At 56.7% G+C, this 26,899-nt stretch carries 20 protein-coding genes; 15 read left to right on the top strand and 5 right to left on the bottom strand.

Annotated elements, in window-relative coordinates; genetic code table 11:
• Positions 1-3: 3 nt before the first annotated feature.
• Entirely contained in the window at positions 4-885 is an 882-nt protein-coding gene (locus K227x_RS19160) for an HAD-IB family phosphatase (protein ID WP_145172018.1), read from the bottom strand.
• Between the two features lie 357 nt (positions 886-1,242).
• On the opposite strand from K227x_RS19160, the gene K227x_RS19155 reads away from it, so the two are divergent.
• The 6 genes from K227x_RS19155 (at position 1,243) to K227x_RS19130 (ending at position 11,001) form a co-directional block, all read left to right on the top strand.
• Positions 1,243-2,382 (top strand): GntR family transcriptional regulator, encoded by a 1,140-nt coding sequence (locus K227x_RS19155; RefSeq protein ID WP_246145930.1) that lies wholly within the window; start codon positions 1,243-1,245, stop codon positions 2,380-2,382.
• Between the two features lie 340 nt (positions 2,383-2,722).
• Positions 2,723-3,235, top strand: a complete 513-nt coding sequence (locus tag K227x_RS19150) for a TIGR03067 domain-containing protein (protein ID WP_145172016.1) — start codon at positions 2,723-2,725, stop codon at positions 3,233-3,235.
• 357 nt (positions 3,236-3,592) lie between these two features.
• Positions 3,593-6,733 (top strand): autotransporter family protein, encoded by a 3,141-nt coding sequence (locus K227x_RS31465; protein ID WP_145172014.1) that lies wholly within the window; start codon positions 3,593-3,595, stop codon positions 6,731-6,733.
• A gap of 788 nt (positions 6,734-7,521) precedes the next feature.
• Positions 7,522-8,715, top strand: coding sequence for an FIST signal transduction protein (locus tag K227x_RS19140; RefSeq protein ID WP_145172012.1), 1,194 nt, complete (start codon positions 7,522-7,524; stop codon positions 8,713-8,715).
• A gap of 44 nt (positions 8,716-8,759) precedes the next feature.
• The gene (locus tag K227x_RS19135; RefSeq protein ID WP_218933379.1) at positions 8,760-10,496 is read left to right on the top strand and encodes a putative bifunctional diguanylate cyclase/phosphodiesterase; all 1,737 of its coding nucleotides are present in this window, start codon (positions 8,760-8,762) and stop codon (positions 10,494-10,496) included.
• A gap of 298 nt (positions 10,497-10,794) precedes the next feature.
• On the top strand, positions 10,795-11,001 hold the full coding sequence (locus K227x_RS19130; protein WP_145172011.1) for a hypothetical protein: 207 nt from the start codon (positions 10,795-10,797) through the stop codon (positions 10,999-11,001).
• A gap of 90 nt (positions 11,002-11,091) precedes the next feature.
• Here the strand turns inward: K227x_RS19130 and K227x_RS30705 are convergent, their stop codons facing one another.
• Complete coding sequence (locus tag K227x_RS30705) at positions 11,092-11,286, bottom strand: hypothetical protein (protein WP_218933378.1); 195 nt, start codon at positions 11,284-11,286, stop codon at positions 11,092-11,094.
• Positions 11,287-11,601: 315 nt separating this feature from the next.
• Between K227x_RS30705 and K227x_RS19125 the strand changes: the two genes are divergently transcribed.
• Complete coding sequence (locus K227x_RS19125; RefSeq protein ID WP_145172009.1) at positions 11,602-11,850, top strand: substrate-binding domain-containing protein; 249 nt, start codon at positions 11,602-11,604, stop codon at positions 11,848-11,850.
• 16 nt (positions 11,851-11,866) lie between these two features.
• On the opposite strand, the gene K227x_RS19120 is transcribed toward K227x_RS19125, so the two are convergent.
• On the bottom strand, positions 11,867-12,775 hold the full coding sequence (locus K227x_RS19120) for a PH domain-containing protein (RefSeq protein ID WP_145172007.1): 909 nt from the start codon (positions 12,773-12,775) through the stop codon (positions 11,867-11,869).
• A 406-nt stretch (positions 12,776-13,181) separates the two neighbouring features.
• On the opposite strand from K227x_RS19120, the gene K227x_RS19115 reads away from it, so the two are divergent.
• Both K227x_RS19115 and K227x_RS19110 read left to right on the top strand, forming a co-directional pair.
• Entirely contained in the window at positions 13,182-14,522 is a 1,341-nt protein-coding gene (locus K227x_RS19115; RefSeq protein ID WP_145172005.1) for an efflux RND transporter periplasmic adaptor subunit, read from the top strand.
• A gap of 3 nt (positions 14,523-14,525) precedes the next feature.
• Positions 14,526-17,915, top strand: a complete 3,390-nt coding sequence (locus tag K227x_RS19110; RefSeq protein ID WP_145172003.1) for an efflux RND transporter permease subunit — start codon at positions 14,526-14,528, stop codon at positions 17,913-17,915.
• A gap of 121 nt (positions 17,916-18,036) precedes the next feature.
• Here the strand turns inward: K227x_RS19110 and K227x_RS19105 are convergent, their stop codons facing one another.
• A complete protein-coding gene (locus K227x_RS19105; RefSeq protein ID WP_145172001.1) occupies positions 18,037-18,276 on the bottom strand; it encodes a hypothetical protein in 240 nt (79 codons plus the stop codon).
• Positions 18,277-18,420: 144 nt separating this feature from the next.
• Between K227x_RS19105 and K227x_RS19100 the strand changes: the two genes are divergently transcribed.
• From K227x_RS19100 to K227x_RS19085, 4 genes are all read left to right on the top strand, one after another.
• Positions 18,421-19,488 carry a DUF1559 domain-containing protein gene (locus K227x_RS19100; protein WP_145171999.1) on the top strand — a complete coding sequence of 356 codons (1,068 nt, stop codon included), beginning with the start codon at positions 18,421-18,423 and terminating at the stop codon, positions 19,486-19,488.
• Between the two features lie 227 nt (positions 19,489-19,715).
• Complete coding sequence (locus K227x_RS19095; protein WP_218933377.1) at positions 19,716-20,246, top strand: DUF2271 domain-containing protein; 531 nt, start codon at positions 19,716-19,718, stop codon at positions 20,244-20,246.
• 45 nt (positions 20,247-20,291) lie between these two features.
• Positions 20,292-21,095 carry a DUF4198 domain-containing protein gene (locus K227x_RS19090; protein WP_145171997.1) on the top strand — a complete coding sequence of 268 codons (804 nt, stop codon included), beginning with the start codon at positions 20,292-20,294 and terminating at the stop codon, positions 21,093-21,095.
• Positions 21,096-21,827: 732 nt separating this feature from the next.
• Complete coding sequence (locus K227x_RS19085; RefSeq protein ID WP_218933376.1) at positions 21,828-23,138, top strand: MFS transporter; 1,311 nt, start codon at positions 21,828-21,830, stop codon at positions 23,136-23,138.
• Positions 23,139-23,242: 104 nt separating this feature from the next.
• On the opposite strand, the gene K227x_RS19080 is transcribed toward K227x_RS19085, so the two are convergent.
• Entirely contained in the window at positions 23,243-23,476 is a 234-nt protein-coding gene (locus K227x_RS19080; RefSeq protein ID WP_145171993.1) for a hypothetical protein, read from the bottom strand.
• Positions 23,477-23,919: 443 nt separating this feature from the next.
• Here K227x_RS19080 and K227x_RS19075 point away from each other — a divergent pair, with 443 nt between their 5' ends.
• Both K227x_RS19075 and K227x_RS19070 read left to right on the top strand, forming a co-directional pair.
• Entirely contained in the window at positions 23,920-24,498 is a 579-nt protein-coding gene (locus K227x_RS19075) for a sigma-70 family RNA polymerase sigma factor (RefSeq protein WP_145171991.1), read from the top strand.
• Positions 24,499-24,500: 2 nt separating this feature from the next.
• Complete coding sequence (locus tag K227x_RS19070; RefSeq protein ID WP_145171989.1) at positions 24,501-26,741, top strand: serine/threonine-protein kinase; 2,241 nt, start codon at positions 24,501-24,503, stop codon at positions 26,739-26,741.
• Positions 26,742-26,899 lie beyond the last annotated feature (158 nt).

The following is a 26,899-nucleotide window of genomic DNA, read 5'->3' as shown; positions in this document are numbered from 1 at the left end:
CGGTTAAGCTGGCACCGTCGTCATGGCGGTAGGGGGCGTCTGTGCAGAGTCAAGAATGGTCAGACGATCGACCTGCGTTTTCTCCCATCCCTGCAAATCGATGCCGTGCGATTCAAACAGGCCGCGCACCTGAGTCCGGTCTCGGCAACCGACAACGTCTTCCAGAATCGGGATCAGCACGCTGAGGGCGTTGTCGCTTAGCACGGTGCGGCGTGCGATCGGTGCCAGGTGTCGATGTTCGGAAACCGAAATCGTCAGTCCTTCGCATCGATTGACGTGCAACATGACGTGGACGTCCGAGCTTCCGTCGCCGACGTAAACGATTCGCTCGTAACTGACGCCGAACTTTTCTTGCAACGCATCCAGTGTCGTGACCTTTCCGTAGCCGGCGGTCAGTTGAGCCACCGAAGTGATCTCGCCCGTGTCGGGATCGTAGTTCAATCGCGTTCCAAAGATTCGCTCCGGCGGCACGATGCCTTCCAGGGCGGATCGAACCACTTCCTCCGGCGAAGCCGAAATCACGAAGAACGTAAATTGATACCCCTCGATGCCTGATTCCAGCAGGTTGATCAACGAAGCAATGTTCTTCTTCAATCGAATTTGCTTTCCGACCTGATGCAGATGCTCGGCCCGAACCCTTCGGTAGTCTGGGTCATGCAACAACAGGTAGGTCAGTTCACCACCCTGTTGGACGAGGTGTGAATTGGCCAGTCCAGCCACCTTTTCTTCGAAGTCCGACAGTCCCAACATCTCGCTCAGTACCACTCCGGAATCGTTGAAGCTGAGTGTCTGATCAAAATCGCTGGCTAGCAAGAAATGCTTGACCTGCGAATTGGCAGAAGATGCCAAGGATGTTCGATTGGGTTTGGTCAACTTGGTTTCCATGTTGTCCTCCGTTCCTGTGTCTCTGGTTTTCAGGGGTTGATCGCTTGGGACAGCCAAGCAGACACATGTGTGGCGAACCAACGGTAGCTCGCGTCCCCTACACCGATCATCCTAGGACCAATCCGCGAGAAGGGTATAGACAGGTCAGGGGGATCCGGTAGCTTACCTGTTAGTGACAGGTTGGCGGTTGTTAATGACAGGTAGATTGGTGGTCACGGTCGCGCCTTTGTGGGCGTATGTCGGTCATGGCCGGCGGCGTTAATCAGCGCGAGCCAGCACGCAGACATTGTCAGTTTTGTTGCGAAAAATTTCCAAATCCGACTTTTTCCCTATCCAGGACGGTGCTGGTAGATCGGAATGCCTGAAATCCTGCCGAATGTGGATATGAGCGAACCGAAGTACAAGCAGATTGCGAAGCACCTCTACGACGAGATTGCAGCTGGTGCCTACCACCCGTCAGGTCGTCTGCCGAGTGAATCGCAGTTGGTCCAGCAATTTCGCGTTTCACGCCCTACGGCGGCGCGAGCGCTTCGTGATCTTCAGGATCAAGGGTTGATCGAACGACGGGCTGGGTCAGGAAGCTACGTCCGCTCGGGACCGGCGGGAAAGAACGGCCGCCAACTTGGTCTGCTGGCGCCCGAGATTGGCAGCACTGAAATCTTTGAAGTCATTTGCGGTGACCTGGCACGGCTTGCACGCGTCCACGACTGCGGTCTGATTTGGGGCGGGCGTAAATCGCCGGATGCAGCCAAAGATGTTGAGTACGAGAATGCCGAAGCGATTTGTCGGCATTTCGTAGAGTCCAATGTCAGCGGCGTTTTCTTTGCACCGTTCGAGCACATCCCGAACCGAGATGAAAAGAATCAACGCTTGGCCGATCGTCTGCACCAAGCCGGGATCTCCGTGATTCTGCTGGACCGTGATCTCGTTTCTTTCCCCCAGCGTAGCGCCTATGACCTGGTCGAAATTGACAACTTTACCGCCGGCTACATCGTCGCCGAACACTTGTTGAAACTCGGCTGCGAGCGTCTGTTGTTCTTGAAACCGCCATCCTCGGCGCCCACCGTGACCCGACGGATGGCGGGAGCACTGGAGGCGATTCGGGCCGCAGGATGCCACTCACCGCCGAACTTCGTCTGTGAGCAGGATGTTGACGATCCAAAATTGATGGAAGCATTGCACCCGAACCACGGCGTCGATGGCGTGATCTGCGCGAATGATCGCGTAGCAGCCACGTTGTTGCAGTCCTTGGCCAAGACAGGGATCCGCGTGCCACACCAATTGCGATTGGTTGGGTTTGATGACGTCAATTATGCTGCGCTTCTTTCGGTTCCCCTGACGACCATGCAGCAGCCTTGTCGGCAAATGGCAGCGGTCGCTTTTCGCGCCATGCTGGACAGTATCGAGGAGCGCGACATCCCGCCGCGCTGTTACCAGTTGCCAGCGCGGCTGGTGATCCGAGAGTCGTGTGGAGCGTACCTGAAGGCAAACAAGTAACAAACTCTTCTGCCGATCGGCTGTGCCGGTACACAGCGAGCAATACCCGCGTTTTGCAGGGTATTGCGTGCGGCGGTCCCAATGGAGCTGGTCGTTATTGAAACGCCGCCCCCCGCGACCTCCGCCCCCCGCGACCTCCGCCCCCCACGACCTCCGCCCAGCGGACGTTTGCCCAGCGGACGTTTGCCTTGTTAACACCTGCAATCCGGATTGTGATCGAAATCGAGTGTCGAATTCCGGCAAGTTCGAAGAACCAGCCGATTTCGTCCACCAACCCGGCTAGTGGACCTAGGTTTGGACGGAAACTGACTTCCCTTCGAGACATTCAGGATACTTTACGATGCGATTCGAGATTTTGATGATTGTGATTGCCAGCGTGATGGTGGTTGCGGGCACACCGCAGGTTGCCGGTGCGGCCTCGCCGCAAGTTGTGAGCGCGGCGTCGGAAGCTGTGAGTGCGGCCTCGCCGGGTGCCGACCAGATGCAGGGCCGCGATGCGGTGCAAGGTGTCTGGCTGTTGAGCAGCGGCGAAGCGGATGGCAATTCGCTACCGCAAGCCGCACTGAGTGATGGGAAACTGGTGATCAAGGCAGATCATTACACGTTCACGATGGGCGATGCGGGCCCTTTGAACGGAACCCAAAAATTGGGCACTTCCAATGGTCTAAGAACCATCGATATCACGGACGAAAGTGGCGACCATGAACACGAGACCTGCCTCGGTATCTACGAAATCGAAGGCGACCAGTTCCGCGTCGTCTTCGCCGCACCCGGCAAAGATCGGCCCTCGAAATTTGAAACTGCCGCAGACAGTGGCCAATGGATGCATGTTTGGAAGCGTGTGAAGAACTAGTCAGTCGCGACGCCCCTGAATGACTTACGAGCCGCGAGATGATTCTCGCGGCTTTTTTCGTATCGGCGCGGCGAGAATCGGAAGCAGTCCATGCGTGTGCGTGAAACCGTTCAGGTACGATTGAAGCGTCGGTTTGGGCAAGATGTGATGATTGGAACAGTGGTCGTGCGACCGTTCCCTCTGCAGCGACGATCAAGCTATCAACGAGGGTTTTCGTTTGTGCTGCTTATCGATCCCGGTCACGGTGATCTCCAGCACAGCTCGAAAATCGTATCGGATCACTCTGGGGCACGTCGCATGGATGCGGCGAAGAGAGGTCTGAGCTAACCCTTGTATCTCTATTGTCGATGACACGTGATGAAAAAACGAAGGGCCAGACTCGCTCTCTTCTTGGCCATTTTAAGCGGCCCCGTCGCCATGGCCACTGACTTTGATGTCAGCAATTTCAACGATTCCGGTGCCGGTTCGCTGCGTGCCGCGATCGAAAGCTTGAACGCAGCCGGTGCGGGCACTCATGCGATCAACTTTGCGAGCGGATTGGATCCGATTGATCTGTCGTTGAACCTGCCGATGATTGTGGGAACCGATCAAACGATCACGATCAGCGGGGCGGGCAACACGGTCTCGGGACAGAATAACGCTCGGCTGTTCTTCATTGCCGATGGGGATGTCACGATTGAAAATATGACGCTCAAGCAAGGGTTTGCTGACGGAGGTGACGGGGGCGATGGACGAAGCAGTGGCGGAGGCGGCGCGGGGGCCGGTGGTGCCCTGTTTGTCAATTCCGGAGCCAATGTTGTCATCAGCGGGGTTACGCTTGATGGCAATATGGCCGCTGGGGGCAACGGCGGGAGGGGGGATTTTGCTAGCGGAGGTGGAGGTGGAGGTGGAGGTGGAGGTGGATTCAGTGGGGACGGTGGTTCCACCTACGATGACGGCGGTGGCGGTGGCGGTGGATTCGACGGCAATGGTGGCTACGCCAGTTCGTTGGCCGGTGCTGGAGGCGGCGGGGTCAGTGGTGATGGTGGAGATACGACTTATGACGCCGGTGGCGGTGGCGGTGGCGGTATTGGGGATGGCGAGTCAACTTTCGGTCCCCAGGGGGGCAAGGGCGCTGGCGGCGCGGTGGGAGGCGGCGATTATACTGACGGGGCCACAGGCACGCCCGGTGGTGGTGGTGGCGGCTACAATGGTGGTGGCGGGGACGGCGCTGTCAATGGAGGCGGTGGCGGCTCGGGCTTCGATGGTTCCGATGCGGGCAACGGTGGCACGTTTGGCGGTGGCGGTGGGGCCGGTTCCTACACGGATGGCGGAGATGGCGGAGATTTTGGCGGCGGTGGTGGGGGCGGAGATGGCGGAGACGGCGGAGCTTTCGGCGGGGGCGCTGGCGCCGGTGATGGCGGTTCCGATTCCAATGGAATCGGCGGCTTTGGCGGCGGCGATGGAGGGGCCGAATACAGCGGCGCTGGTGGGGGCGATGCGATGGGCGGAGCCATCTTTGTTCGCCAGGGCGGAACGCTCTCGATCATCGACAGCACGCTGATCGACAATGACCTGACGGCCGGCACAGGGGGATCCGGATCCGTCGATGGAGCCGACGGCCAAACGATCGGATCCGGCATGTACCTGCACACCGGGGTGAACGCTGGCTACGAAGTCACCACCGGAACGACAACGCTGGACGACCAAATCGGTGGCAGCGGATCGTTGACCAAAACCGGCGATGGGGAACTGATTCTTTCGAGTACCAACACGTACACCGGAACCACCACGGTCAGCGCAGGACGTTTGGCCGTCAATGGTTCGCTGGCGGGCAATGCCACCGTGGGCACCGACGGTGAATTGGGCGGCAGCGGAACGATTAGCGGTGACGTGATCAACAACGGCACGTTCGCCGCCGGAAATTCGATCGGGACCCTCGCCATTGGCGGAAATGCCAGCTTCCATTCCGGCAGTACCACCGAAGTGGAAATTCAACCCTCGGCCACTCCCGTTGCCGGCACCGACAATGATTTGATCACCGCTGACACTGCGATGATCAATGGCGGTGACGTCTCGGTTCTGGGATCGGTAGGCAGCTACACCGACGGTGCGAAGTACACGTTCCTGCAAGCGTCCGGTGGCGTGACCGGCGTGTTCGAGTCGATCACCGATGACCTGGCCTTCTTTGATGCTGAACTGGGCTACGATCTAAATTCTGCGTTCTTTACGCTGGTTGCCAATAGCACCGACTACGCGTCGGTGGGTGGTTCAGGCAATCGCGGGTCGGTCGGGTTCTACATCGACGAAAACTCCATCGGAGCGACGGGCGATTTCGGCGACGTCTTGGACGAATTTCGCATGCTGACCAACGCTCAAGTCCAAAGCGGCCTGAGCCAACTCAGCGGCGAGGTCTACGGTAGCCAGTCGCAGGTGGTTATCCAGGGAACCAACCAGTTGATCGGCACGATCGGCGGCCAATTGCGTTCGGGCATGTTCAGCGGCAGTGGCTCAGGTGCCAGTGGATCGGGCTCAGGCGGTTTCGCCAGTACAGCACGCTCGACCAGGCCTGCGGCCCCAGCATCGGGTTCCAACATTTCGCTGGTCAGTTACGTCGACGCTTCTCAATCGCAAACTTCATGTGATGCACTGATCGCGCCGACCTGCCGAGCGGCCAACCAATGGCGCGGTTGGATGATGGGTTATGGATTGGGGGGATCCGCCGATTCCGATGGCAACGCCGCTGGAATCAATTACGGGCTGGGCGGAACAACGTTCGGGATCCAACGATCTCTCAACGACAACACTCAACTGGGTTTCTTCGGTGGTTACATTGGTTCGTCCGTCAGCGCTGACAACATGGACCAAACCGTGCGTGCCAACGGTGGCAACTTTGGCAGCTACCTAACCCTGAGCGTTGGCAGTCACTACGGGATCGCGATGGGCGGGTTGCAGTTCGACGGCTATGACAGTGATCGTACGATCCAGGTCGGTGGGCTCACCCGTACCGCCAGTGGTAAAACGGACGGATGGCAAGGTTTCGCTTATGGTGAACGTGGCATGAATCTGAATCTGTCACGCTCGCGTGTTCTGCAACCTTTCGCGGGACTGCAATATGTCTACGCACGTCAAAACGGGTTCACCGAAACGGGTGCGGGTGCGATGAATCTGGCAATGTCAGGCGTCGACACGCATTCGCTTCGCAGCAACCTGGGCAGCCGTTTGCAATGGCAATCATGGACGTCGCGACGTGGATGGGGGATCACACCGGAGATCCGCGCCAGTTGGATGCACGAGTTCTTGGACACCACTTCGGTCGTCAACGCTCAGTTCGCCGGCGTCGGCGGTGCGGGTTTTTCCGCCAACGGTTTGGACCTGGGCCGTGACTGGGCAATCGTTGGTGGCGGATTCGCGGCACGCCCCGGTGACCGCTGGGAACTGCGTGCCGATTACGACACTCAGTTCAACGACCGCCAAGTGCTCCACATCGGATCGGGCAGCGTCAGCTACGTGTGGTAGCGGCCGCCATCCCGGTATAGGATTTCGAAAGACGTGCCGCGGCATTGTCACCGAACACCTGTTGAAACCCGGATGCGAGCATCTTTTTGCTTTTGAAACCGCCATCTTCGGCAACCTCGGTGACCCGAAGAATTGCGGTAGCGGAGGAGGCGATCCGGACTGCGGGATGCCGATCTCCGCCCGGCTTCGTCTGTGAACGGGATGCCGATGCCGTCTATCATGCCTCTCTCATGTCGGTGCACGAACGACCAATCCAGCAGCCCTGCCGCCGGATGGCTGCGGTCGCTTTTCGCGATGCTGGACACAGCACGGAGGAACGCGACATCTCGCCGCGCTGTCACGTGTTGCCGGTGCGGCTGGTCGTGTGGAGCGAACCTTGGCTTGCATGTTAGACGTCTGGACTTTCGCCCTGTTTCTTGGGTGACGAATCTTGGATGACGAAACTGAGGCTACCGTCTGAAAGGCGAACTGAAGCGACAACCACTGACGGGGGATCGGTCGAACCGGTCTCGGAATCGCATGGTTTCACCGTCAAGCAAGGTGAAGTCCGCTCCCCCCCATCCCCACCCCCTGGGCAGTGTTTTCTGACCACCATGCTTTCCCCGTTTTGGCAAAGCACTTCGGGGGGGGATCGGGCTTGTGTCGTCGCTGTCTCCGGTACAACCGTGCGAAACCTGATGTGGTCGGTGGAATCGCAGTTCGGTTTGAAATCATCAACGCTTTGTGAAGATTTGTGCTTTTTGTAAACCTAGGTTTGCAGCATCACTACCAGCCAGGGGCAAAACTTGATGACTCATAACAGCACGGCAACGATCCTGTCGGGCAACCCGTTCGCTACGTTCGCCGAGCAGACCGAAACGTATACGCTTTCCTACGACGGTGCCCAAGGTTGGTCAGCACCGTTCCCGAAGGTCGACTCGAAGAACACGTTGGTGTTGGTGTTTGCTGCCTGCGAGTTCTGCACGGACCAAGACCCACTTTTAGAAATCCAAAACGCGTATCCCAATTCCGCCGTTGCTGGTTGCGGGACGCGGGGGCAAGTCTTCGAAGGGGATCTGCAAACGCAATCGATTTCTGTTGGGATCATTCGATTCCGCAGCACGACGATCAAGACAGCGTTTGCGCCCGTCGAAAGCTTTGACCAGTCACGGCAGGCGGGAGTCAAGCTAGCCGAAGGAATCGCCGATCCACTGCTAAGCGGAGTGCTGTTGTTTGCGGATGGATTATTGACCGAAGCAACGGATCTGGTCCGCGGCATTCAGGAAGTTCTACCTCCCAATATCCCCATCGCTGGTGGCATGGCGAGCGATCACAGTCTGGAACACACCTGGGTTTACCAACAGGGGCAGGCGGTTCATGGCATGGCCTGCGCGATTGGATTGATTGGTGATAAAGTCGAAATGGCCTGTGCAACCGGCGGCGGCTGGAAGTTGATTGGCGAAGAACGGACGGCCACTCGCACGAGCCACAAAACCATCTTCGAGATCGATGGCCGCCCCGCTTTGGATGTTTACAAAGAGCATATCGGTCCGGAAGCCATCGCAGGGCTTCCGCAGTCCGTGATCCGATTCCCCATCGCGTTGAAGATGGACCTGCATGAGGTCGTGCGTGACGTGATGGGCTTTGACGAGGAAACTGGGGCAATGCATCTTGCCGGTGACGCGCCTCAGGGAATCGGCATCCAGTTCATGACAACCACTCCCGAAGAGATTCTGGACGGGGTCGACGAGGCGGTCGAACGACTTCTCATGCAAACCTTGGGTGTGAATGCCGATGCGTTGTGCGTCTGCATTAGCTGTTCCGGTCGCGGAGAAATCTTGGGTGATCAAACCAGCGAAGAACCCCGACTGTTGCAAGAGTTGCTGGGGAAGGATGTCAAGCAAGTCGGCATGTATGCCTTCGGAGAAATTTCCACAACGACGTCAGGCTACCCACAAAATCACAACCAAACCATGACCGTAGCGATCATACGCGAACGCTAGAGATTATCCGCAATGATGGAGTCATAGGGGAGGCAAATGAAACCGTGGCGAACGACGAAACTGAACAACCTGCATCTTTGGATGCAATTCTGCACCGAAAACTTCGTCGTATCCTGCGGCGTTCTGGCGTACAAGTCGACCAGACTCCGACGCTGCCACGTTGGCAAGACTTTCTAAGACGAGTCAACTTGGCATTCCTGGAATACCGAGACAATCGGCTCATTCTGGAAGACTCGGTTGCACGTTCTTCGCAAGAGATGCGTTCGCTCTACGAAGAACTACATGCTCAGTCCAGTCTGCGACTATCGCAAAGCAAGGCTCACCAAGAAGAACTGGCCGGGTTAGTCCAAGAACGAACAGCTGACCTTGAAGTCGCTCGCTTGGAACTGGAACAAATCAATAAGCGACTCGAGTACGACGCGACTCATGACGGGCTAACTGGGGTCCGTAACCGAAGCCATTTTCTGCGCGTCGTCAATGCGCGACTGGTCGCCCGAAAACAATCCACGTCCGAAGACGATATCGCCCTGTACTTCATTGACTTTGACCGCTTCAAGCAAATCAATGACACGCACGGGCATGCTGTCGGCGACGAAGTGCTGGTGCAAGTTGCCAACCGTTTATCGCTGTTGATCGGCAAAGACGATTGCTTGGGCCGATTGGGTGGCGACGAGTTCTCGCTGCAGACCACGGTGGAGGGGACGGACGAAAGTATCGCCTTCGCACAACGAATCTGTGATGCGTTCCAAGCTCCATTTCAATACCACGACTTGAAAATCCCGATGGGAGCTAGCGTAGGGATCGTGACTGGGCATGCCAATTACGAATCGGCTGAGGTCATGCTGGGCGACGCCGACTTAGCAATGTACCGCGCCAAAGAAACCGGTCAGCCGCTGCACTTGTTCGACGACGGCATGCGTCAGGACTACCAGGACTTGCTTGAACTGGAACGCGAACTGGAAACCGCGATCGAAGAAGAGCAGTTCATCGTCAACTTCGAACCAATTGTCGATATTGAACAGCAAAAATTGTTCTCAATCGAATCGCTGGTGCGGTGGAATCACCCTGTCAATGGAATGGTTTCGCCAGCGACGTTTATACCCTTGGCCGAAGAACGCGGGCTTGTCATTGCCATTGACCGGATTGTGTTCGGGAAAACTTGTCGCGTCTTTTCGGCGTGGTTGGAACATCAGGTGGCCAACAAAGAACAAAAGATGAACGTCAACCTTGCTAGCGGACAACTGGTTCGGTCCGATCTGATCCCGTTCTTACTAGCGACTCTGGATAAAAGTGGGTTGACACCATGGCATGTCGTGCTCGAAATCACTGAGTCTCATCTGTTGGATGACTCCGAGATTGTCAGCCGTCACATCAATGAACTCAGTGCATTGGGGTTCGAAATCTTCATCGATGATTTTGGAACCGGTTATTCATCGCTCAGCTACCTGGCAAAGTATCCGATCGATGGCATCAAAATCGATCGTGCTTTCATTCGCGATGTGCACACCAACCCCGAACACAAAGAACTGATCCGATCCATCGTTGCGATGGCCGACGCCCTGAATGTGAAGGTGGTCACCGAAGGCGTGGAGACCCTCGAGCAGTTGCGATTGGTGACGGACCTCGGTTGCCACTTGATCCAAGGTTTCCTGTTCACCAAACCGATGGACGAATATCAGGCCGCGGAATTGCAAATCTCGCATTCCTATCTCGACATCATTGCACAGCTTTCTCAACCGGAATCAATCACTCGATTGGAAACCAAAACTTGCGCCGAGTGACAAACGTCGCCCTGCAATAGCGAGCGGTTGGTCGACTTGCATGGTGGCAACCGTTGGCTCGAAGCAATCTGCGCGGTCGCAGCAGATTACGATCTGCTGGATGCTGGAGCTCCTGGATGATGTCGGGGGGGCACCGAAATTCTTTTGACGATGTGCATGATCGTAGATTTGACCGGGACACCGTCGTCGGGTCGGTCGACAGAATCTGTGTTTCTGACGTGGTTTCGATTATTGTTGTCCCCGCTCGGGAATCAATTTCGCATTGCTGTCTAAACATCCCTCCGCTCGCATTGATTCAATGTTACGCAAATCTCCCCCTGGTGAACCTGCACCGTCGACCAGTTCGCTACCGCCGAACAGTGCCATGGCGGCAGCGAGTGCTATGAAACAGAAGTTCATCGTCACGCTGCTTTCGGTGTCAATGACGACGTTTTTGGTCGGCGGAGCCGTTGGATTTTGGGCGCTTGGCAAACTTCGTCCTGCCGCGATTCAATCCGCTGCATGAGAAAAAGGTGCCAGGACTCTTTTCTAGACAATCGCCCCGTGCCGGTGCCCTGGCGGTTTTGGCGAGAAATCGTTTGCTACGCGCATAGCCCTAAGCCTGCTCTGTTCGGTGACGAAGTGACGCAGCAGCGTCTGCAAGTGCGAAGTTGTCGGTCGACTTGCAGGCCAGTTGATGCTGGATGCCAACTAGGTCGCCGGATTGTTCGCTGGATCCGTTGTCCCGTGTTTCGATTGGAAGGGCGACTTCGTTGTCGTTTCGATTTCGCAGCTTCGACGCCAGCAGCAAGGTGGTTGTGGTCGTCAGAACCGAGAGAGCTTAGTGCAACTCGCAAACCGACCCATTCGGCAAGAAATCTGATGACCGGCGGGCCCGTTATCTTGTTTCTTTCGCCCAGCGCAGTGCGTATGACTTGGTCGAAACTGAAAACCTTACCGCCGGCTACATTGTCGCCGAACACTTGTTGAAACTTGGCTACGCGCATCTGTTGTTTTGGGAAACCCCCGTCCTCGGCACCCTGGGTGACCCGACAGATCGCGGGAGCATTGGAGACGATTCGGGTTTCAGAATGCCAATCACCACCGAACTTTGTCTTAGAGCAGGATGCCGATGATTCGAAAATCATGGAAGCGTTGCATCCGAAAAAACGGCGTCGCAGGTGTGATCCACGCGAATGATCGCGTGGCAGCCACCTTGTTGCAAGCCTTGGCCAAGACAGGGTGGCGCGTGCCGCGCCAATTGCGATTGGTCGGCTTCGACGACGTCAAATATGCCTCGTTTTTTTTCGACGCAGCCTCAAAGCAATCGCGACGGGCGGGATTCTTGGCGATAGATTCCCTTCACCGCACTTGAAGACGATTCGCCGTTTCTACAGGCTTGCCAAAATTTCCGCCTTCTTCGTTTCGAACTCGGATTGGCTAATCAGGTCCGCGTCCAGCATCTGCTTCAGTTGTCCCAGCCGGCTGGTTAGGTCATTGGCTGGAGTTGGATAGGGCGACGGAGGAGCTGCAAACGACGTATTCACGACGACACCGCCCGCCGCGTTCCGGTCTTCTTCCATTTTCCTGACCCGGCGAAACTCTCGCATTTCCTGCTCACGTTCTTGACCAACACGGTATACGCATCGGGCTTGTTTCTTCGGCAAGTGGTCAATGACTTCTGTATGTCCATTCGCACCACGGACGCTTAACGTTGCGCCCACGACGCCTTCCTTGATGTGAATATCCGCGATGTCCATCCAAGGGACATCGACCATATTCATGCGCCCCAAAGCCTTCGCCCGAAAAATGATGACTCGACGATTCGTCAGAACAATCGCATCTGGAGACAGTACACCGGGCAGATGCTGAACAGCCGCGTACTCAGGTGTCTCGTTGCTGGTGCATATCTCATCCACTCTGCCAAGCAGCTTTGCAACAACTTTGGGTTGTTGTCCATCGGAAATGAATCGCGAGATTCGCGAATCAACGACGGTTTGGAAGCTGACGTCGTGCGTCGATGCAATCTCGTCTCGGGCGTCGATTGAGGGCACACCAAATGCTGGTGGTTTCGTCTTTGGACGCAAAGCGGGTGTCGCTGACGGCGTCTCTTTAGGAATAGACGCATCCACTGTTGTCGCGGGCAGTAGTAGCTCACCTGCCGCCTGCAGCTTGATGGCTTTTCTGCAGCCGGGGCACTTCGCAGACGCACCAATTTTTGATGTCGGAAACTTGACAGCTTTATTGCAATGGCTGCACTTCATCCGCTGATAATCACTCACCTGATATCCATTGATCATCGAGAACTCTCCAGCGACTGGCCGAAAGGCTCAACGCTACCCCCCCATCCTCTCGGGAATGAGAAGGCAGGTCAACCTACTGTTAGCGTTCTGCTGGGAGGGTGAGTCCCGTGGGGGCAGGTCTAGGGTTGTCAAACGCGGCATCGGAAGCCTAACGGGAGCTACGTTTCGGAAGCGTGGTTGGCGAGACCGGGATCTTTGGCGCGTTGACCCCGTGGTGGTAGGAGCGAGTTTGGGCCGCAGTTCTCGTCATCCGACTTCGCGGCGGGATGGAGACGAAGTTCTTCTCCGGTCAGGGTGAGGGCAAGAAAATAGGGGCCGGGTGACCGGTCTGAATTATTGTTGTCCCCGCTCGGGAATCAATTTCGCATTGCTGTCTAAACATCCCTCCGCTCGCATTGATTCAATGTTACGCAAATCTCCCCCTGGTGAACCTGCACCGTCGACCAGTTCGCTACCGCCGAACAGTGCCATGGCGGCAGCGAGTGCTATGAAACAGAAGTTCATCGTCACGCTGCTTTCGGTGTCAATGACGACGTTTTTGGTCGGCGGAGCCGTTGGATTTTGGGCGTTTGGCAAACTTCGTCCTGCCGCGATTCAATCCGATGACGGCCCCGATGGCAAAGAGTCCGGTAGCAAAGGGAAACCACGGGGGCCGCAGGCTCAATTGGTGCGTGTCGGAGCGATCCAGAAAGAAAAAATCGTTCCTGTCAAAACGCTTGTCGGCGATTTGGTCGCCGTCCGTAGTGCCGCGATCGCGACCGAAGTCGCGGGAAAAGTCGTTGCATTGCCCGTCGACGAGGGCAGCCGGGTGATTGGCGGCGAGACGCTGCTGGCCCGGATCGATGACACTTGGCTGAAACTAGAAGAAGACAAAATCGTCACGCAGATCGCTGAGAAAAACGCAACGCTCTCGTTCGAAAAGTCTGACCTGGAACGCTTCGAACAACTGTTTCGAAACAACGCAATTTCGGCCAGCGAAGTGGAACAGAAGCGTTCATTGATCGAAGGGCTGGAAGCATCTTTGGCCAATCTGGCGGTCTTGCGAGACGAAGCGGCCACACGCAGCCAGCGGTTGGAAATCTTCGCACCCTTTGACGGTAGCGTCGTTGCCAAGAATGCAGAGGTGGGCGAATACCTGCCGATCGGCAGCCCGATCGTCCAGATCGTTTCGTCCGGCCGAATCGACGCTCGCATCATGGTGCCCGAAGCATCATTGATGCTGTTGGGCGAAGGCGACGAAATCGATTGTGTGGTCGACAGCCTGGGGATCGAGCTGAAGGGGAAAGTGTTCTCGATCAACTCGCAAGGCAGTGTCGGCAGCCGTACCTTTCCGGTGCGGGTCGCACTGGACGACCAAGACGGCATGCTGCGTCCGGGGATGGGCGTCAGTGCGTTCGTGCCGGTGATGCACGAATCGACCGAATTGATGGTGCCGCGGGATGCCGTGCTGACCGAACCGGACGAATCGACCATTTGGATCTTGCAGCCGCGGGATGCCGACGACGATTCGAGTCCCCTGGTCGCAGAACCCGTGCCGGTGCGAGTGCTGTCGCACACGCGAGACTCGTACGCGATCGCTTGTGTACGCGAGGTGGATGAATCGCGGGTTCACTCTGGCGTGCAGGTGGTCACCGAAGGGTTGGAACGGTTGGTCCCCGGTGCATTGGTTCGTGTCGATGCGGATCGTGCACCACTTGTTTCTGTGCCAGGAACTTATCGTACTGGTCAGCAGGTCGTGGATTAAGCCATGGATATCATCAGATTCGCGATTGCCAATCCAGTGAAGACCGCCGTTGGCGTGATCTTGGTGCTGTTGTTTGGCGTGATCGCACTGGCACGTATCCCGGTGCAATTGGTTCCCGACGTCGACCGTCCGGTGATCACGATCCGCACCAATTGGAGCGGCCGAAGCCCGGAAGAGATCGAAAAGTCGATCATCATTGAACAGGAGGAAAAGCTGAAGTCCGTCCAAGGCCTTTGGAAGATGACTTCGCTAGCCAGTTTGGGGACCGCGCAGATCACATTGGAGTTCAATGTCGGAGCGTCGCCCGAACGGATTCTGCAAGAGGTGTCCAATAAGATCGACGAGGTCCCGGAGTATCCCGAAGACGTGGACCGTCCGATCATCGATGTCGCGGATACCGCCGGTGACGACGCGATCGCGTACCTGTTGCTGCAGGCCGAGGATCCGGATTTCGAAGTCGCGACCTTCTATGACTATGCCGACCGATTTTTGACGCCCAGTCTGGAGCGAATCGAAGGCGTCGCTGAAATCGATATCAAGGGTGGCCGGACTCACCAAGTGCAAGTGCGTTTCGATCCGAAAGCGTTGGCGCGACGCGGGATCACGATTTCCGAGATGAACGCGGCGCTGCGTCTGGACAACGTCAATGCATCGGCAGGTGACTTTGCCAACAGCCGTCAAGACGTCCGGTATCGTGTGCTAGGGCAATACGATTCGCTGCAGCCGCTGCGTGAAACGATCATCAAGTATGACCAGCAAGGCAGTCCGGTTCGAGTTGCGGACGTCGCCGATGTGAAGTTGGCGTTGGAGAAAACGATTCACTTTGACCAGTGCAAGGGTCAAACGTCGATGACGATCTTCGTCAAACGCAAAACCGGCAGTAACGTGCTGGACATCATCGAGCAAGTCAAAGTCGTCGTAGACGAGATGAACGACGAAGGCGGCGTGCTGCGAAGCTTCAAGAACGATCGCTATGGTCTGCGACTGCGGATGGCTTTCGACGATTCGTATTACATCTATAGTGCCATCGGGTTGGTCAAAGAGAACCTGTGGATCGGCGGCGGGTTGGCCGTGTTGATTCTGTTGCTGTTCTTGCGCAGCCTGCGATCGACATTGATTGTCGCTGTTGCCATTCCGATTTCGGTCATCGGCACCTTTGTGGTGATGTGGTTTGCCGACCGGAACCTGAACGTGATCTCGCTGGCGGGACTCAGTTTTGCCGTCGGGATGGTGGTCGACAATGCGATCGTGGTGCTGGAAAACATCGATCGACACCTGAAACTAGGCGCCAGTCCGGCGACGGCCGCTTATGACGGCACGCGAGAGGTTTGGGGGGCGATCTTGGCATCGACGCTGACCACGATCGCTGTTTTTGCGCCCGTGTTGACGGTGCAAGACGAAGCTGGCCAATTGTTCTATGACTTGATTTTGGCAATCTGCGCAGCGGTCGCTTTGTCATTTGTCGTATCGATCACCGTCATTCCGACCGCGGCGTCGTTGTTTTTGCGATCATCGAAACCCAGCCAGGCTGGTCAGCCGAATTTGTCCCGCCAGCAAAGTGGTGACGATTCGGGGCATTCGCCGGTGCCGCAGCCCCTTTTCGGTGCCGGTCTGTTCGGGATCTTGAACGTTTTCGGATGGCTAAGCGACCGATGGGCATCGATCATCTACATGCTGACGTTTCGCAGCCTGTCCAGTGCTTGGCTGCGGATCATGTTGATCGCGGTCACGATGATTGCTTCGGTCGCAATCAGTTGGATGTTGATGCCGCCGGCCAGCTATCTGCCCAACGGAACCAAGAACTTTACGTTTTGCCGGATGTCGACACCCGCCGGCTATTCGGTCATGGAGAACTTCTATGTTGGACAGCGGATTGAGGAAGAACTGAAACCGTTTTGGAGTGCCAAGAGCTCCGAAGAGGCGTCGCAGTATGGTCCGGTCGTGGACCAGCGAACGGGCAAGGAATACCACAACATCCCGGCGCTCAAAGAGTTCTTCTTTGTGGTCGCACGTGGCAGCGTTTTCATGATTGGGATCAGTCAAGATCCTGACAACGTCGAACCGATCGCAGCGGTTTTCAACAAGTCGTTCAGCGTGATTCCGGCTAGCAAAGGGGTAACTTCGCAAGCGTCCATCTTTGGCCGTGGTGCGGGAAGTTCGAACGCTGTGGAATTGGAGATCAGCGGGAACGATCTGGTGCGGCTGAAAATGGCATGTTCCCATCTGGAACGGCAGCTGCAAGAAGCCTTTTCGAAGTTCTCGGTCCGATCGTCACCCGACAACTTCAACGAATCGGGCCCCGAAAGGCAGTTGCAGATTAAACAGGAGGTCGCCAAACGACTGGGGCTGAACGTCAGCGATCTTGCAATGTCCGCTCGATCGATGATCGATGGATCGTTCGTCGGCGACTTTGATTTCCAAGGTGACAATATCGACTTGGTCCTGATCCGTGACCCGTCGTCGGAAATTTCGCCGGAAGAAATTGAAGATCTGCCCATTGCGGTACGCGAATCCAATGGCGAAGTTTTGATGGTTCCGTTGGGCCAGATTGCGGACTTTGTGACCACCGAGGCATCGCAGCAGATTCGGCGAGTCGAACAGCAACGCGCGATCTCGTTGTCGGTGACTCCGCCGAGCGACGTGGCGCTGGAACAAGCTCAATCCACCATCCTGGATGTCGTGGCGCAAGCTCGATCCGAAGGGCACTTGGGGAACGATATCCATGTGTCGTTGTCTGGGAATGCTGACCGATTGTCCGAAGTACAGGCGTCACTGATGGGGCGATGGAGCGGTTGGAATTGGGAATCGATCGGCAGCGTTGCGCTTAGCCGGTTCTTCCTGGCCCTGGTGATCACGTATCTGTTGATGACCGCATTGTTCGAAAACTTTCTGTACCCGTTGGTGATCATGTTCACCGTCCCGCTGGCCACCGTGGGTGGATTCATCGGATTGTGGTTTGTGCGGCAAAGCGACCCAACGCAGCAGATGGACGTGTTGACGATGCTGGGATTCGTCATCTTGGTGGGGGTGGTGGTGAACAATGCGATTTTGATTGTCCACCAATCGCTGAACTACATGCGAGGCTACGCCAGCGGTGCCGAAGGCACGGTACCGCCGATGGGGCATCGGGATGCCATTCGAGAATCGGTGCGAAGTCGGATGCGGCCGATTTTTATGACCACCTGCACCAGCGTGTTCGGCATGCTTCCGTTGGTGATCTCTCCGGGCAGCGGCAGCGAACTGTATCGCGGTCTCGGTTCGATCGTCGTTGGCGGGCTCGTGTTTTCGACCGTGTTCACGCTGTTGGTCATTCCATTGCTGTTCAGCCTAGTGCTAGACGCAGCAGCCTGGTTTGGCAATTCAGAACCCGACACGACCAGCACCGCAGGGTAATGGGCAATCCGAAGTGAGCGGGGGAAGGCGTTGATTCGTTGGCGAGGCCTTCGAAACGCTGTTGGTTGGTTGGTGACGTGAAGATAGATAACGCTGAAAGTATGAGTTTCAGCTTCGAGTTTTAGCTTCCAAACGGTCTTGCCCTGCCGAACTCGAACTCGAACTCGAACTCGAACTCGAACTCGAACTCGAACTCGAACTCGAACTCGAACTCGAACTCGAACTTTCCGTTTTGCGATCCTTGCGAAACGGAAAACTCCCACGCGTTTCTTGTCCCTCGACACTCCCGGTCGCCAGGAAACTTCACTCTCCTCTTGAAATCGCAACCGCCGCACTGTATCTTCCTGCTATTGATTCTCAACAGCAGAACCAATTCGACGACGCAGCCAGCAACGCAGCCCTCTAGCGGGACGCTCTAGCCAGCCACGCTCGATCCCGCTCTGGAAATCCGTTTTCTAGGGCCGATCTATCCGCCGTGTGCCTCTCCTTTGCTGGAACCCTAGCCATGCTATGTCTGTCTGTTCGTCCCGTGTCCTCGTACCGATCGTCCGGCGCGACCTCACGCCGTGCATTTACGCTTGTCGAACTTCTGGTGGTGATCGCCATCATCGGTGTGCTTGTTGGGCTGTTGCTGCCCGCGGTTCAAGCGGCTCGCGAGGCCGCCCGTCGCATGTCTTGCAGCAACAATATGAAACAGATTGGGCTGGGACTGCATAACTATGCGTCGGCCTATCGGGGGCAGTTTCCGAACGCTGGATACCCCGGCATTGGTTACATCAACGACTATTCGCCGATGGCCAAGTTGCTGCCGTTCCTAGAGCAGCAGAACCTGGTCGAGCTCGTTGACTTCAGCATTCAGATGGGGCACCCCGGCAAGGATGACTTGCCGGTTGAATTGCATGAAGCAGCGGGCAAGGCAGTGCCGTCCTTCCTGTGTCCGAGTGACCCCGAACAGGCCACTCATATTCTGTCGATGCCATCCGGTGCAGAGGTGGCCATCGCGGGCACCAACTATGGAATGAACCATGGCAGCGGGATGGACAACGTGTTTCACCCCAGCCAAGCCGAGCCTGATGGGTTGTGTTGGTCGAACGCAAGAATTCGGTTCGCGTCGATTCTGGATGGGACCAGCAACACGTTGGTGTTCGCTGAAACGATTCGTGGTCCCGGCGGTTCCGCGGCTGACCTGCCCAATAATCTTGTGACGTCGCAGTTATATCGTTCGTCGCCTTCCAATGGGATCAGCGATTCGATTCTTGCCGCTGCCGACAACCACGACTTTGACACGGTCTTTGCCGATGCGTCGTCGTGGAATGGGCAAAGACATGCCTATTGGCTGCGTGGGTGTGTGCCGGACGGACCTTTGGTGAACGGTCGCATGGGGCCCAATTCGCGAGTCCCCGACTTTTCGTATCGGTCTTCCAAAATCAATTCAGCGCGAAGCAATCACACCGGCGGTGCGATGACGACGTTCGCCGATGGCAGTGTGCACTTCATCACCGACTCGGTGGATATCGAAGTTTGGCATGCCCTGTGGACTCGATCTGGTCGAGAAGTTGCCGGAGCCTATTGAGAATGGGGGCTGATTGATACGAAGCCTCTTCGCCGGTTTGTTAGGAATCGGTTTGTTAGGAATCAGATGCTTAGAAATCGGGGGCTGATGCGGTTGGCGTCTCAGTGGACTCTGATTCGGGCGAAGACGGTTCCCCGCAGCGATGCAGCCCGTCGACATCAGCCGCTTCGTTGCTCCCCGCCCCCCTCCCGGACTTGGATATTGTTCTTCCATCATTGAAACGAACCATGAAACATATTTTTCTTACCTTGCTGTTGGTCATCGGTGTTGGCACCGTGGGTGCCGGACAGCCCGATGCAGCGAAGCTTGAAGTTTCGCTGGAAATCCCGCGACTTAGCGTGTCCGAATACCACCGGCCCTACATCGCGGTTTGGATTCAGGACAAAGACCGCAACGTCGTTGCGAACCTTGCCGCGTGGTACCAACTGACCGGCAGCCGCGAAGGCGAGGGCACAAAATGGTTGCCCGATCTTCGTCAGTGGTGGCGCCGGTCGGGGCGAAGTTTGGAACTTCCTGTTGATGGTGTGTCGGGGGCGACGCGTCCGGTCGGGAAGCATGTTCTGAAGTTTGCCGACGACGACAAACGCCTGACTCAATTGAAACCGGGCAAATACGAACTGTACGTCGAAGCGGCTCGCGAGGTCGGTGGTCGTGAACTCGTGCATATCGAATTCACGTGGCCGACCGAGCAACCCTTCTTCGAGACCGCGACAGGCGACAGCGAGCTTGGCGAAGTATCACTGGCCATCAGAAAATAGTTTCGATCACACCAACAAACATTTCCAATTTTTCGGAGAAAACCGATGTTACGTTTCTTGCTTTCCACGCTGCTGATCGCCACGTTCGCAGCCCCTAGTTATGCCCACAAAGTTTGGCTGCGTCCGTCCCAGACGGTGCTTTCCGGTGCAGAGCCGTGGGTGACTGTTGATGCCGCGGTATCGAACGACCTGTTTTACTTCAACCATTTCCCGCTGAAACTTGATGGACTGACCATCACAGCGCCCGATGGCAATCCAGTCGAGGGCCAGAACCAATCGGTTGGCAAATATCGCAGCGTCTTTGACTTGCCCTTAACCCAGCAGGGCACCTATCGCATCGCGGTCGTCAATCACGGCGTGTTCGCAAGCTATGAACATGGCGGCAAACGTCAGCGGTTCCGCGGCAGTGCAGCGTCGCTAAGCGAATCGATTCCCCAAAACGCGACCAACGTTAGCGTGACGGAAAGCCTCGGACGCGTCGAAACGTTCGTGACCAACGGGGCTCCCACCAGCGAAGCGTTGAAGCCGACTGGCAAAGGCGTCGAACTGGTCTGCCTTAGCCACCCGAATGATCTGTACTCCGGCGAGGAAACAAAGTTTCGCTTCTTGGTCAACGGAGAACCCAAGAAGGGGTTGCCGATTGAACTGATCCGTGGCGAAACTCGCTACCGTAACGCTCAGGACGAACGAACCCTGACCACCGATGCCAACGGTGAATTCTCCGTCACCTGGAACGAACCGGGCATGTATTGGCTTGAAACCAGTACCCAAGATAGCGACACCGAAATTCCACAAGCCGAGACTCGTCGGCTCAGCTACACGGCGACATTGGAAGTTCTGCCCCAGTAGTTTTGGTTGGCAATCTGATGGCTGGCTGGACGCAACTTCCAGCCAGCCAGCAAACCAACGCAGGGCAGATTTGATTTGCTCTGCGCCCGCGGCGCAGTTCCGCCGCTGGTCTTCTTTCCCTGGGCATTTTCGATCCAGGCATTCGTCCGGCACAGGCATTTGCTGGGCGTGCAGGCAATCGCCGGCCAGACATCCGGGCCGCCGTGATGAGGATTTTGGCCGCCAATCGCACGGATGGTCGCGATTCGGCCGCTAGGATCGGTTTAGGCCGGTCGTTCGAAACCTGGGCAGATCCGGCGCTTTGTGCCCGAGCCGAGAAGCATACAATTCGCCGAGCAGGTGTTGGTGCGAGTTCCCGTTCGCTTCGTGTTCACGCGGCCCAAGGTTCAGCCCCATGTTTCGCCCTCTACGTCGAAGGGACGAGCCGATGGGAATGAATTGAATGGAACGCGTCGCCGCACCTTGATTGGACATTGGCCGTGCTTCCCGCATGTCATGGGTGGGTGTGCGAGTTGGGGAAGGGCCGATGACAAGGGTTTTTCGTTGCCGTCTTTTCGGTACGGCGGGGTGATCAACGTGGTTGGCGATTTGTAGGTGGCAGCGATGGACGAGTCTGTTCACCGCGTGTTTTCAATTCCCCGATGGGCGTTGGCCCGACGCTAGCATCCGAAGCCGCAATCCGCAGTGCGACATTTAGACAAATTCAAAAAGTTCGGTTCCAGGATGGGAACCATGGATGGAAAATTGAGATCTTTGAAGGACATTCGTTCCAACCGCAATGCGGTCCGCGCTCTGTTCATGACGAATGGGATTCTGTTTGCATCCTGGGCAACGCGACTGCCGCGGCTGGAAGAGCGTTTTGAGCTAAGCCATCACGAGCTCGGGATGGTTTTGGTGGTGATCGCGTTGGGTGCGGTGATGTCGATGCCGCCGGCCGGGTATCTGATCGCTCGACTGGGCAGTCGAATCGTTTGCCAGGTGAGCGTGTTGGCCTATCTGGCAAGCTTTATCGCGATTGCGTTTGCCCCGAATGTTGCGACCGCTTGTGTTTTGCTGTTTGCATTCGGCGCCGCACACGGAACGCTTGATATCGCGATGAACTCGCAGGCATCCGAGATCGAGACATTGATGGCGAAGCCGATGATGTCGTCGTTCCATGCGTTGTGGAGCGTGGGGAGCCTATTGGGCGCAGTGACGGGGGTGGCTGCGACGGCGGCCGGGATGTCGGTTCCCGTTCACTTCGGTTTGATTGCCTTATTGATTTCCGTTTGGATGGTGTATGCGTTGCCGCGATTGTTGATCGCCCCACCATCTCCGGTTTCCAGTGCTTCATCCCAAGCAAACGAATCAGCCTGCGAGTCAGGATCACCGGCCAAGCAGCCTTCACCATCGACGGAACCGCTGGTACAGCAATGGGACGCCGTTTCACCGCCGGCTACACGGTCCAATGTCAGAGTGCTGCTGCTGGGCGTGACAGCCTTCTGCGTCATGTTGGGCGAAGGAGCCATCGCGGATTGGAGTGCCATCTTTTTACGTAGCGGATTGAACACAACGGAAACCATGGCTGCGATGGGATACGCCACCTTTGCGATCACGATGACGATCGGTCGGTTTGCGGGGGACTGGTTGTCGTCACGTTACAGCGCAGGGACGATGGTTCGCGCCAGTTCGGTACTCGCACTGGTGGGGCTGCTGCTGTTGATCACTTCGTCCAGCACGCTACCCGCGATCATCGGTTTTGCCTGTGTCGGTTTGGGATTTTCAACGATCATCCCGACTGTGTTCAGCGAGGCGGGAAAGTTGCCCGGTTATCGGCCCGGCGTCGCGTTGGCGGCGGTCAGCACAATCGGCTACTTCGGGTTTTTGCTTGGCCCGCCATCGATTGGGTTTGCGGCACACGCGTTCAATTTGCACGTTGCGTTATCGCTGTTGGTGGTAACAACCGGCGTGTCGATCTTCACCGCGGGTGCGTTCATGACCAACGACTCGATGCCAAAATGTGAATCGGCCGGTCAGCCCTGTCGGAAGTCTCTGCAAAGCTGATGTAGTCCGGTCCGACGGGTTTGCGGCAGCGAGATGCGGCGATGCAGTTAGATCGACATGCGTTGTCGCCCGTTGTCTTCCAGTCGGATGGCGTGATTCCATGATCAGTCTTCGATAAACGATTGGTCCAACAGTGCGGCGTAGGTCGCATCGTTGGCGGCGGCTGGTAATCGTTTGGTTGGTTGCGGCGAAGCTTGATCGCGATGGACGTTGGGGGTTCGGCGATCGCCCGTGGTTTGGACGGGCATCATTCCATGGAAACGCTGCCAAACACTGGTCATTCGTGAAACGCTGGTCCCTGATTGATCGGTCGGTTGATCACGCTTGCAAAGTTTCATGGCCGGCTTCTTGAATCGGCGGAACGGGCATCCCAAAATCCAACATTGACCCACGGCAGCAATAGCCACGGGATCAACGTGTTCAAGAGGCAATGCGAGAACCGCGCGAGCCCGAGGCCATCTTGAATCGAGAAATTTGCCGAGCACTTCAATTGCACGACGAGTCAGTTTCGCGGCATGTCCATTTCACGACAAACCAAACGCACTGAGAAAGTCATCCTGTCCTCGACGTCCATTTTGGATTTCGAAATTCAGCCACCTTCGCTTCGCCGGTCGAACGGCAGGGGGGGGGGGCGGCGTCGGGGAGTCCCTTGTGATCGATTCGGGGGGGCATTCCGAGTGATGTCGACACCGGGCTATCTGCCGGTTTTGATTCCCAGGACGCGTTGGATGCTAGAATAGACGAAAAGTCAACAAGTTTCGCTACTCGAAGGAATCGTCGGTTGAGCGAAGTGACTCAGATCCTGAACCAGATTGACCAGGGCGATGCGTCTGCGGCAAGCGAGCTTTTGCCTTTGGTCTATGCCGAGCTGCACAAACTTGCGACGCATCGCATGAAACGCGAGACGTCGGATCAAACACTGCAGCCGACTGCGTTGGTCCACGAAGCCTATCTGCGGTTGGTGGGCAACCAGAGTGACGAAGTGATCCGCTGGGACAGCCGTGGTCACTTTTTCGCTGCGGCAGCCGAGGCGATGCGTCGTATCTTGGTCGAAAGCGCTCGCCGACGGCATAGCTTGAAACGTGGTGGCCAATTCGCCAAATATGAGATCACCGACGACGATGCGATCATCAGCAGCGGCGATGCCGAGGATCTGTTGGACCTGGACGCGGCGCTGACCAAGCTGTCCGACGAAGAACCCGACCTGGCAAAGCTGGTCGAGCTCCGGTACTTCGCAGGGCTTAGCGTGGGCGAAACGGCCGATGCGTTAGGCGTATCCTCCCGCACGGTGAAACGGAACTGGTCGTTCGCCAGAGCGTGGTTGGGACGCCAAATGCACAAGGACGAGGAATCGGAATAGTCATGGCGATCGGACAGGAACGAGACATCTTTGCCGATGCGGTTGAAATCGAATCGCTTCAACAACGCTCGGAATTTGTGGCAAGTGCGTGTGGTGGTGACGAACGGCTGCACGCGGTGGTGGTGGATCTGCTGCGCGAACACGACCGTACCGACAGCCCCGTGGACCGCCCGGTGTTGCCCGGTCTGGTGCCGACGATCATTGGCATCGAAACTGGCGAAACCGATGCGCGTCACAAAATCGGTACCGTGGTCGGACCGTACAAGTTGATGGAGAAGATCGGCGAAGGTGGGTTTGGGTTGGTCTTCGTCGCCGACCAGCAGAAACCCGTCCGCCGTCGTGTGGCCCTGAAAATTATCAAGCCGGGGATGGAAACCCGCGAAGTGATCGCTCGATTCGAGGCCGAGCGTCAAGCGATCGCCATGATGGATCACGAGAACATTGCACGAGTCTTTGATGCGGGTGTGACCGATGCCGGCCAGCCCTATTTTGTGATGGAACTGGTCCGGGGAGTTCCGTTGAACGAATTCTGCGACAACCATCGCCTTGATACACAAGCCAGATTGGCGCTGTTTGTTTCGATCTGCAACGCGGTCCAGCACGCGCATCAAAAGGGCATCATTCACCGCGACCTAAAACCGTCCAACGTTTTGGTGACGCTGCAGGACGGCCGGCCGATCGCCAAAGTCATCGACTTTGGAATCGTGAAAGCGATCGGTGGGCAAAGCTTGACTGACAAAACCATCTACACACGGCTGGCATCCATGATCGGAACGCCGGCTTACATGAGTCCCGAACAGGCGGAGATGAGCAACGTTGACGTCGACACTCGCAGCGACATCTATTCGCTTGGCGTGATGCTGTACGAATTATTGGCGGGGTCGACACCGTTCACTCGCGAGCGATTGAATAGCGTCGGGTTCGATGAACTTCGTCAGATCATTCGCGAAGAGGAACCGCCGCGACCGAGTGCGAGGTTTAGCACGTTGGGAAGCAAATTGGCGACGACGGTGTCCGCGAAACGGCGACTGGAACCGGCCAAGCTCACTTCGCTGATGAAAGGCGATTTAGATTGGATTGCGATGAAGGCGTTGGACAAGGATCGCGCGCGGCGATACCCCAGTGCGGTCGCTATGGCAGAAGACGTCCAGCGGTTCTTGATGCGCGAGCCTGTGGAAGCACGCCCACCGTCGGCGGCCTACCGATTCTCGCGATTCGCTCGGCGGAACAAAGTTGCGTTGTTCACCTTTGGTTCCGTGGCTGCGGCATTGTTGATCGGCAGTGTCGTTAGTCTTTGGCAAGCAAGAGTGGCGATTGATGCCCTGCAGCAGGCTCGGACGGCCGAGGCTGAAGCGACCCAATCACGCGATGAATTGGAACTGTTTACCGACCGGCTAAAACGCGCAAACCAGTTGCTGACCTCTGGCCGAGCCTATGCCGAAAGTGGCGATTGGGCGAATGCGCATGATGACTATTTGACGGCGACGCGGACTCAGCCCAGGTACTTTCACGTCTGGATGGAACGTGGCTCGTTGTACGGCAGACTAGGTCTTTGGGACCGGGCGGTTGCCGACTACACCAAAGCATTGGAACTAGGCGCCCCGGTCAACGGTGCGGAATTCATTGGCGTTCCGCAATTGTTCCTGTACACCGGGAATGCGGCCGAGCAACAGCGGCTTTCCGATGATTTGTTCAATTCCGGTGACGGCGGGTCTTGGGGGACGACGCTGCGTGGTCAGTTGATTGGAAAGACTTCCAAACAGGACGCGGCACTGCTGGCTCGCCGCGCTGAAAAGTTGGTTGGCAGCGAATCGGTGCCGCCACTGGAACGAACGCGTTTCCGTTCGCGGATGCCCTTTGGGGCGAAGTTGTACATCGCGGGTTGGGCACATCTAAAAGCAGGTCAGTTTCAACAAGCGGTCAACCGTTTGGAACAAGGGTACGAAGAAGATCTGAATTGGGGTGGGCATGGGATCGAGTTTCCCTTGCTGGCCATGGCCTACCATCAGATGGGCGAGTCCGAAAAGGCGATCGCTGCGCTTGATCAATCGAAAGATCAGCTTGACCGATGGATCGAGGAATCCTTGGCGAAGTTGCAGGGAACACCGCCCATGCCTTGGTTCGATTGGGTCGAATTCTTAATCAATCACAACGAAGCATCCCTGATGGTCAGCGGACAGATTCCTGACCCGGATCCACGCTTTGCTGAACTGAAACGCTTGGCGACCGAAGCCATCCAATAGGGATCCGCAGACGGCGTTGACGGCCAAGTGCGTCGTGGAAACTTTTTTTGCGATCGAGTCGCAGATGGCCAAACCGGTGTCTCTGGTTTCTTTATACTGGGATTCCCCCCCAAAAAATCCCGCCCCCTGCCGATTCATCGCAACGTTCGGTCATCGAA

Origin of the sequence: Rubripirellula lacrimiformis (assembly GCF_007741535.1) — a bacterium.
GTDB lineage: Bacteria > Planctomycetota > Planctomycetia > Pirellulales > Pirellulaceae > Rubripirellula > Rubripirellula lacrimiformis.
The sequence above is the reverse complement of the archived record's forward strand: the minus strand, read 5'-3'. Positions and strand labels throughout refer to the sequence as shown.

Bases quoted from the DNA above. Each gene is read 5' to 3' on its own strand.
- K227x_RS19160 (WP_145172018.1), bottom strand. From the start codon at position 885: ATGGAAACCAAGTTGACCAAACCCAATCGAACATCCTTGGCATCTTCT.
- K227x_RS19155 (WP_246145930.1), top strand. From the start codon at position 1,243: ATGCCTGAAATCCTGCCGAATGTGGATATGAGCGAACCGAAGTACAAG.
- K227x_RS19150 (WP_145172016.1), top strand. From the start codon at position 2,723: ATGCGATTCGAGATTTTGATGATTGTGATTGCCAGCGTGATGGTGGTT.
- K227x_RS31465 (WP_145172014.1), top strand. From the start codon at position 3,593: ATGAAAAAACGAAGGGCCAGACTCGCTCTCTTCTTGGCCATTTTAAGC.
- K227x_RS19140 (WP_145172012.1), top strand. From the start codon at position 7,522: ATGACTCATAACAGCACGGCAACGATCCTGTCGGGCAACCCGTTCGCT.
- K227x_RS19130 (WP_145172011.1), top strand. From the start codon at position 10,795: ATGTTACGCAAATCTCCCCCTGGTGAACCTGCACCGTCGACCAGTTCG.
- K227x_RS19125 (WP_145172009.1), top strand. From the start codon at position 11,602: ATGCCGATGATTCGAAAATCATGGAAGCGTTGCATCCGAAAAAACGGC.
- K227x_RS19120 (WP_145172007.1), bottom strand. From the start codon at position 12,775: ATGATCAATGGATATCAGGTGAGTGATTATCAGCGGATGAAGTGCAGC.
- K227x_RS19115 (WP_145172005.1), top strand. From the start codon at position 13,182: ATGTTACGCAAATCTCCCCCTGGTGAACCTGCACCGTCGACCAGTTCG.
- K227x_RS19110 (WP_145172003.1), top strand. From the start codon at position 14,526: ATGGATATCATCAGATTCGCGATTGCCAATCCAGTGAAGACCGCCGTT.
- K227x_RS19100 (WP_145171999.1), top strand. From the start codon at position 18,421: ATGCTATGTCTGTCTGTTCGTCCCGTGTCCTCGTACCGATCGTCCGGC.
- K227x_RS19095 (WP_218933377.1), top strand. From the start codon at position 19,716: ATGAAACATATTTTTCTTACCTTGCTGTTGGTCATCGGTGTTGGCACC.
- K227x_RS19090 (WP_145171997.1), top strand. From the start codon at position 20,292: ATGTTACGTTTCTTGCTTTCCACGCTGCTGATCGCCACGTTCGCAGCC.
- K227x_RS19085 (WP_218933376.1), top strand. From the start codon at position 21,828: ATGGATGGAAAATTGAGATCTTTGAAGGACATTCGTTCCAACCGCAAT.
- K227x_RS19080 (WP_145171993.1), bottom strand. From the start codon at position 23,476: ATGAAACTTTGCAAGCGTGATCAACCGACCGATCAATCAGGGACCAGC.
- K227x_RS19070 (WP_145171989.1), top strand. From the start codon at position 24,501: ATGGCGATCGGACAGGAACGAGACATCTTTGCCGATGCGGTTGAAATC.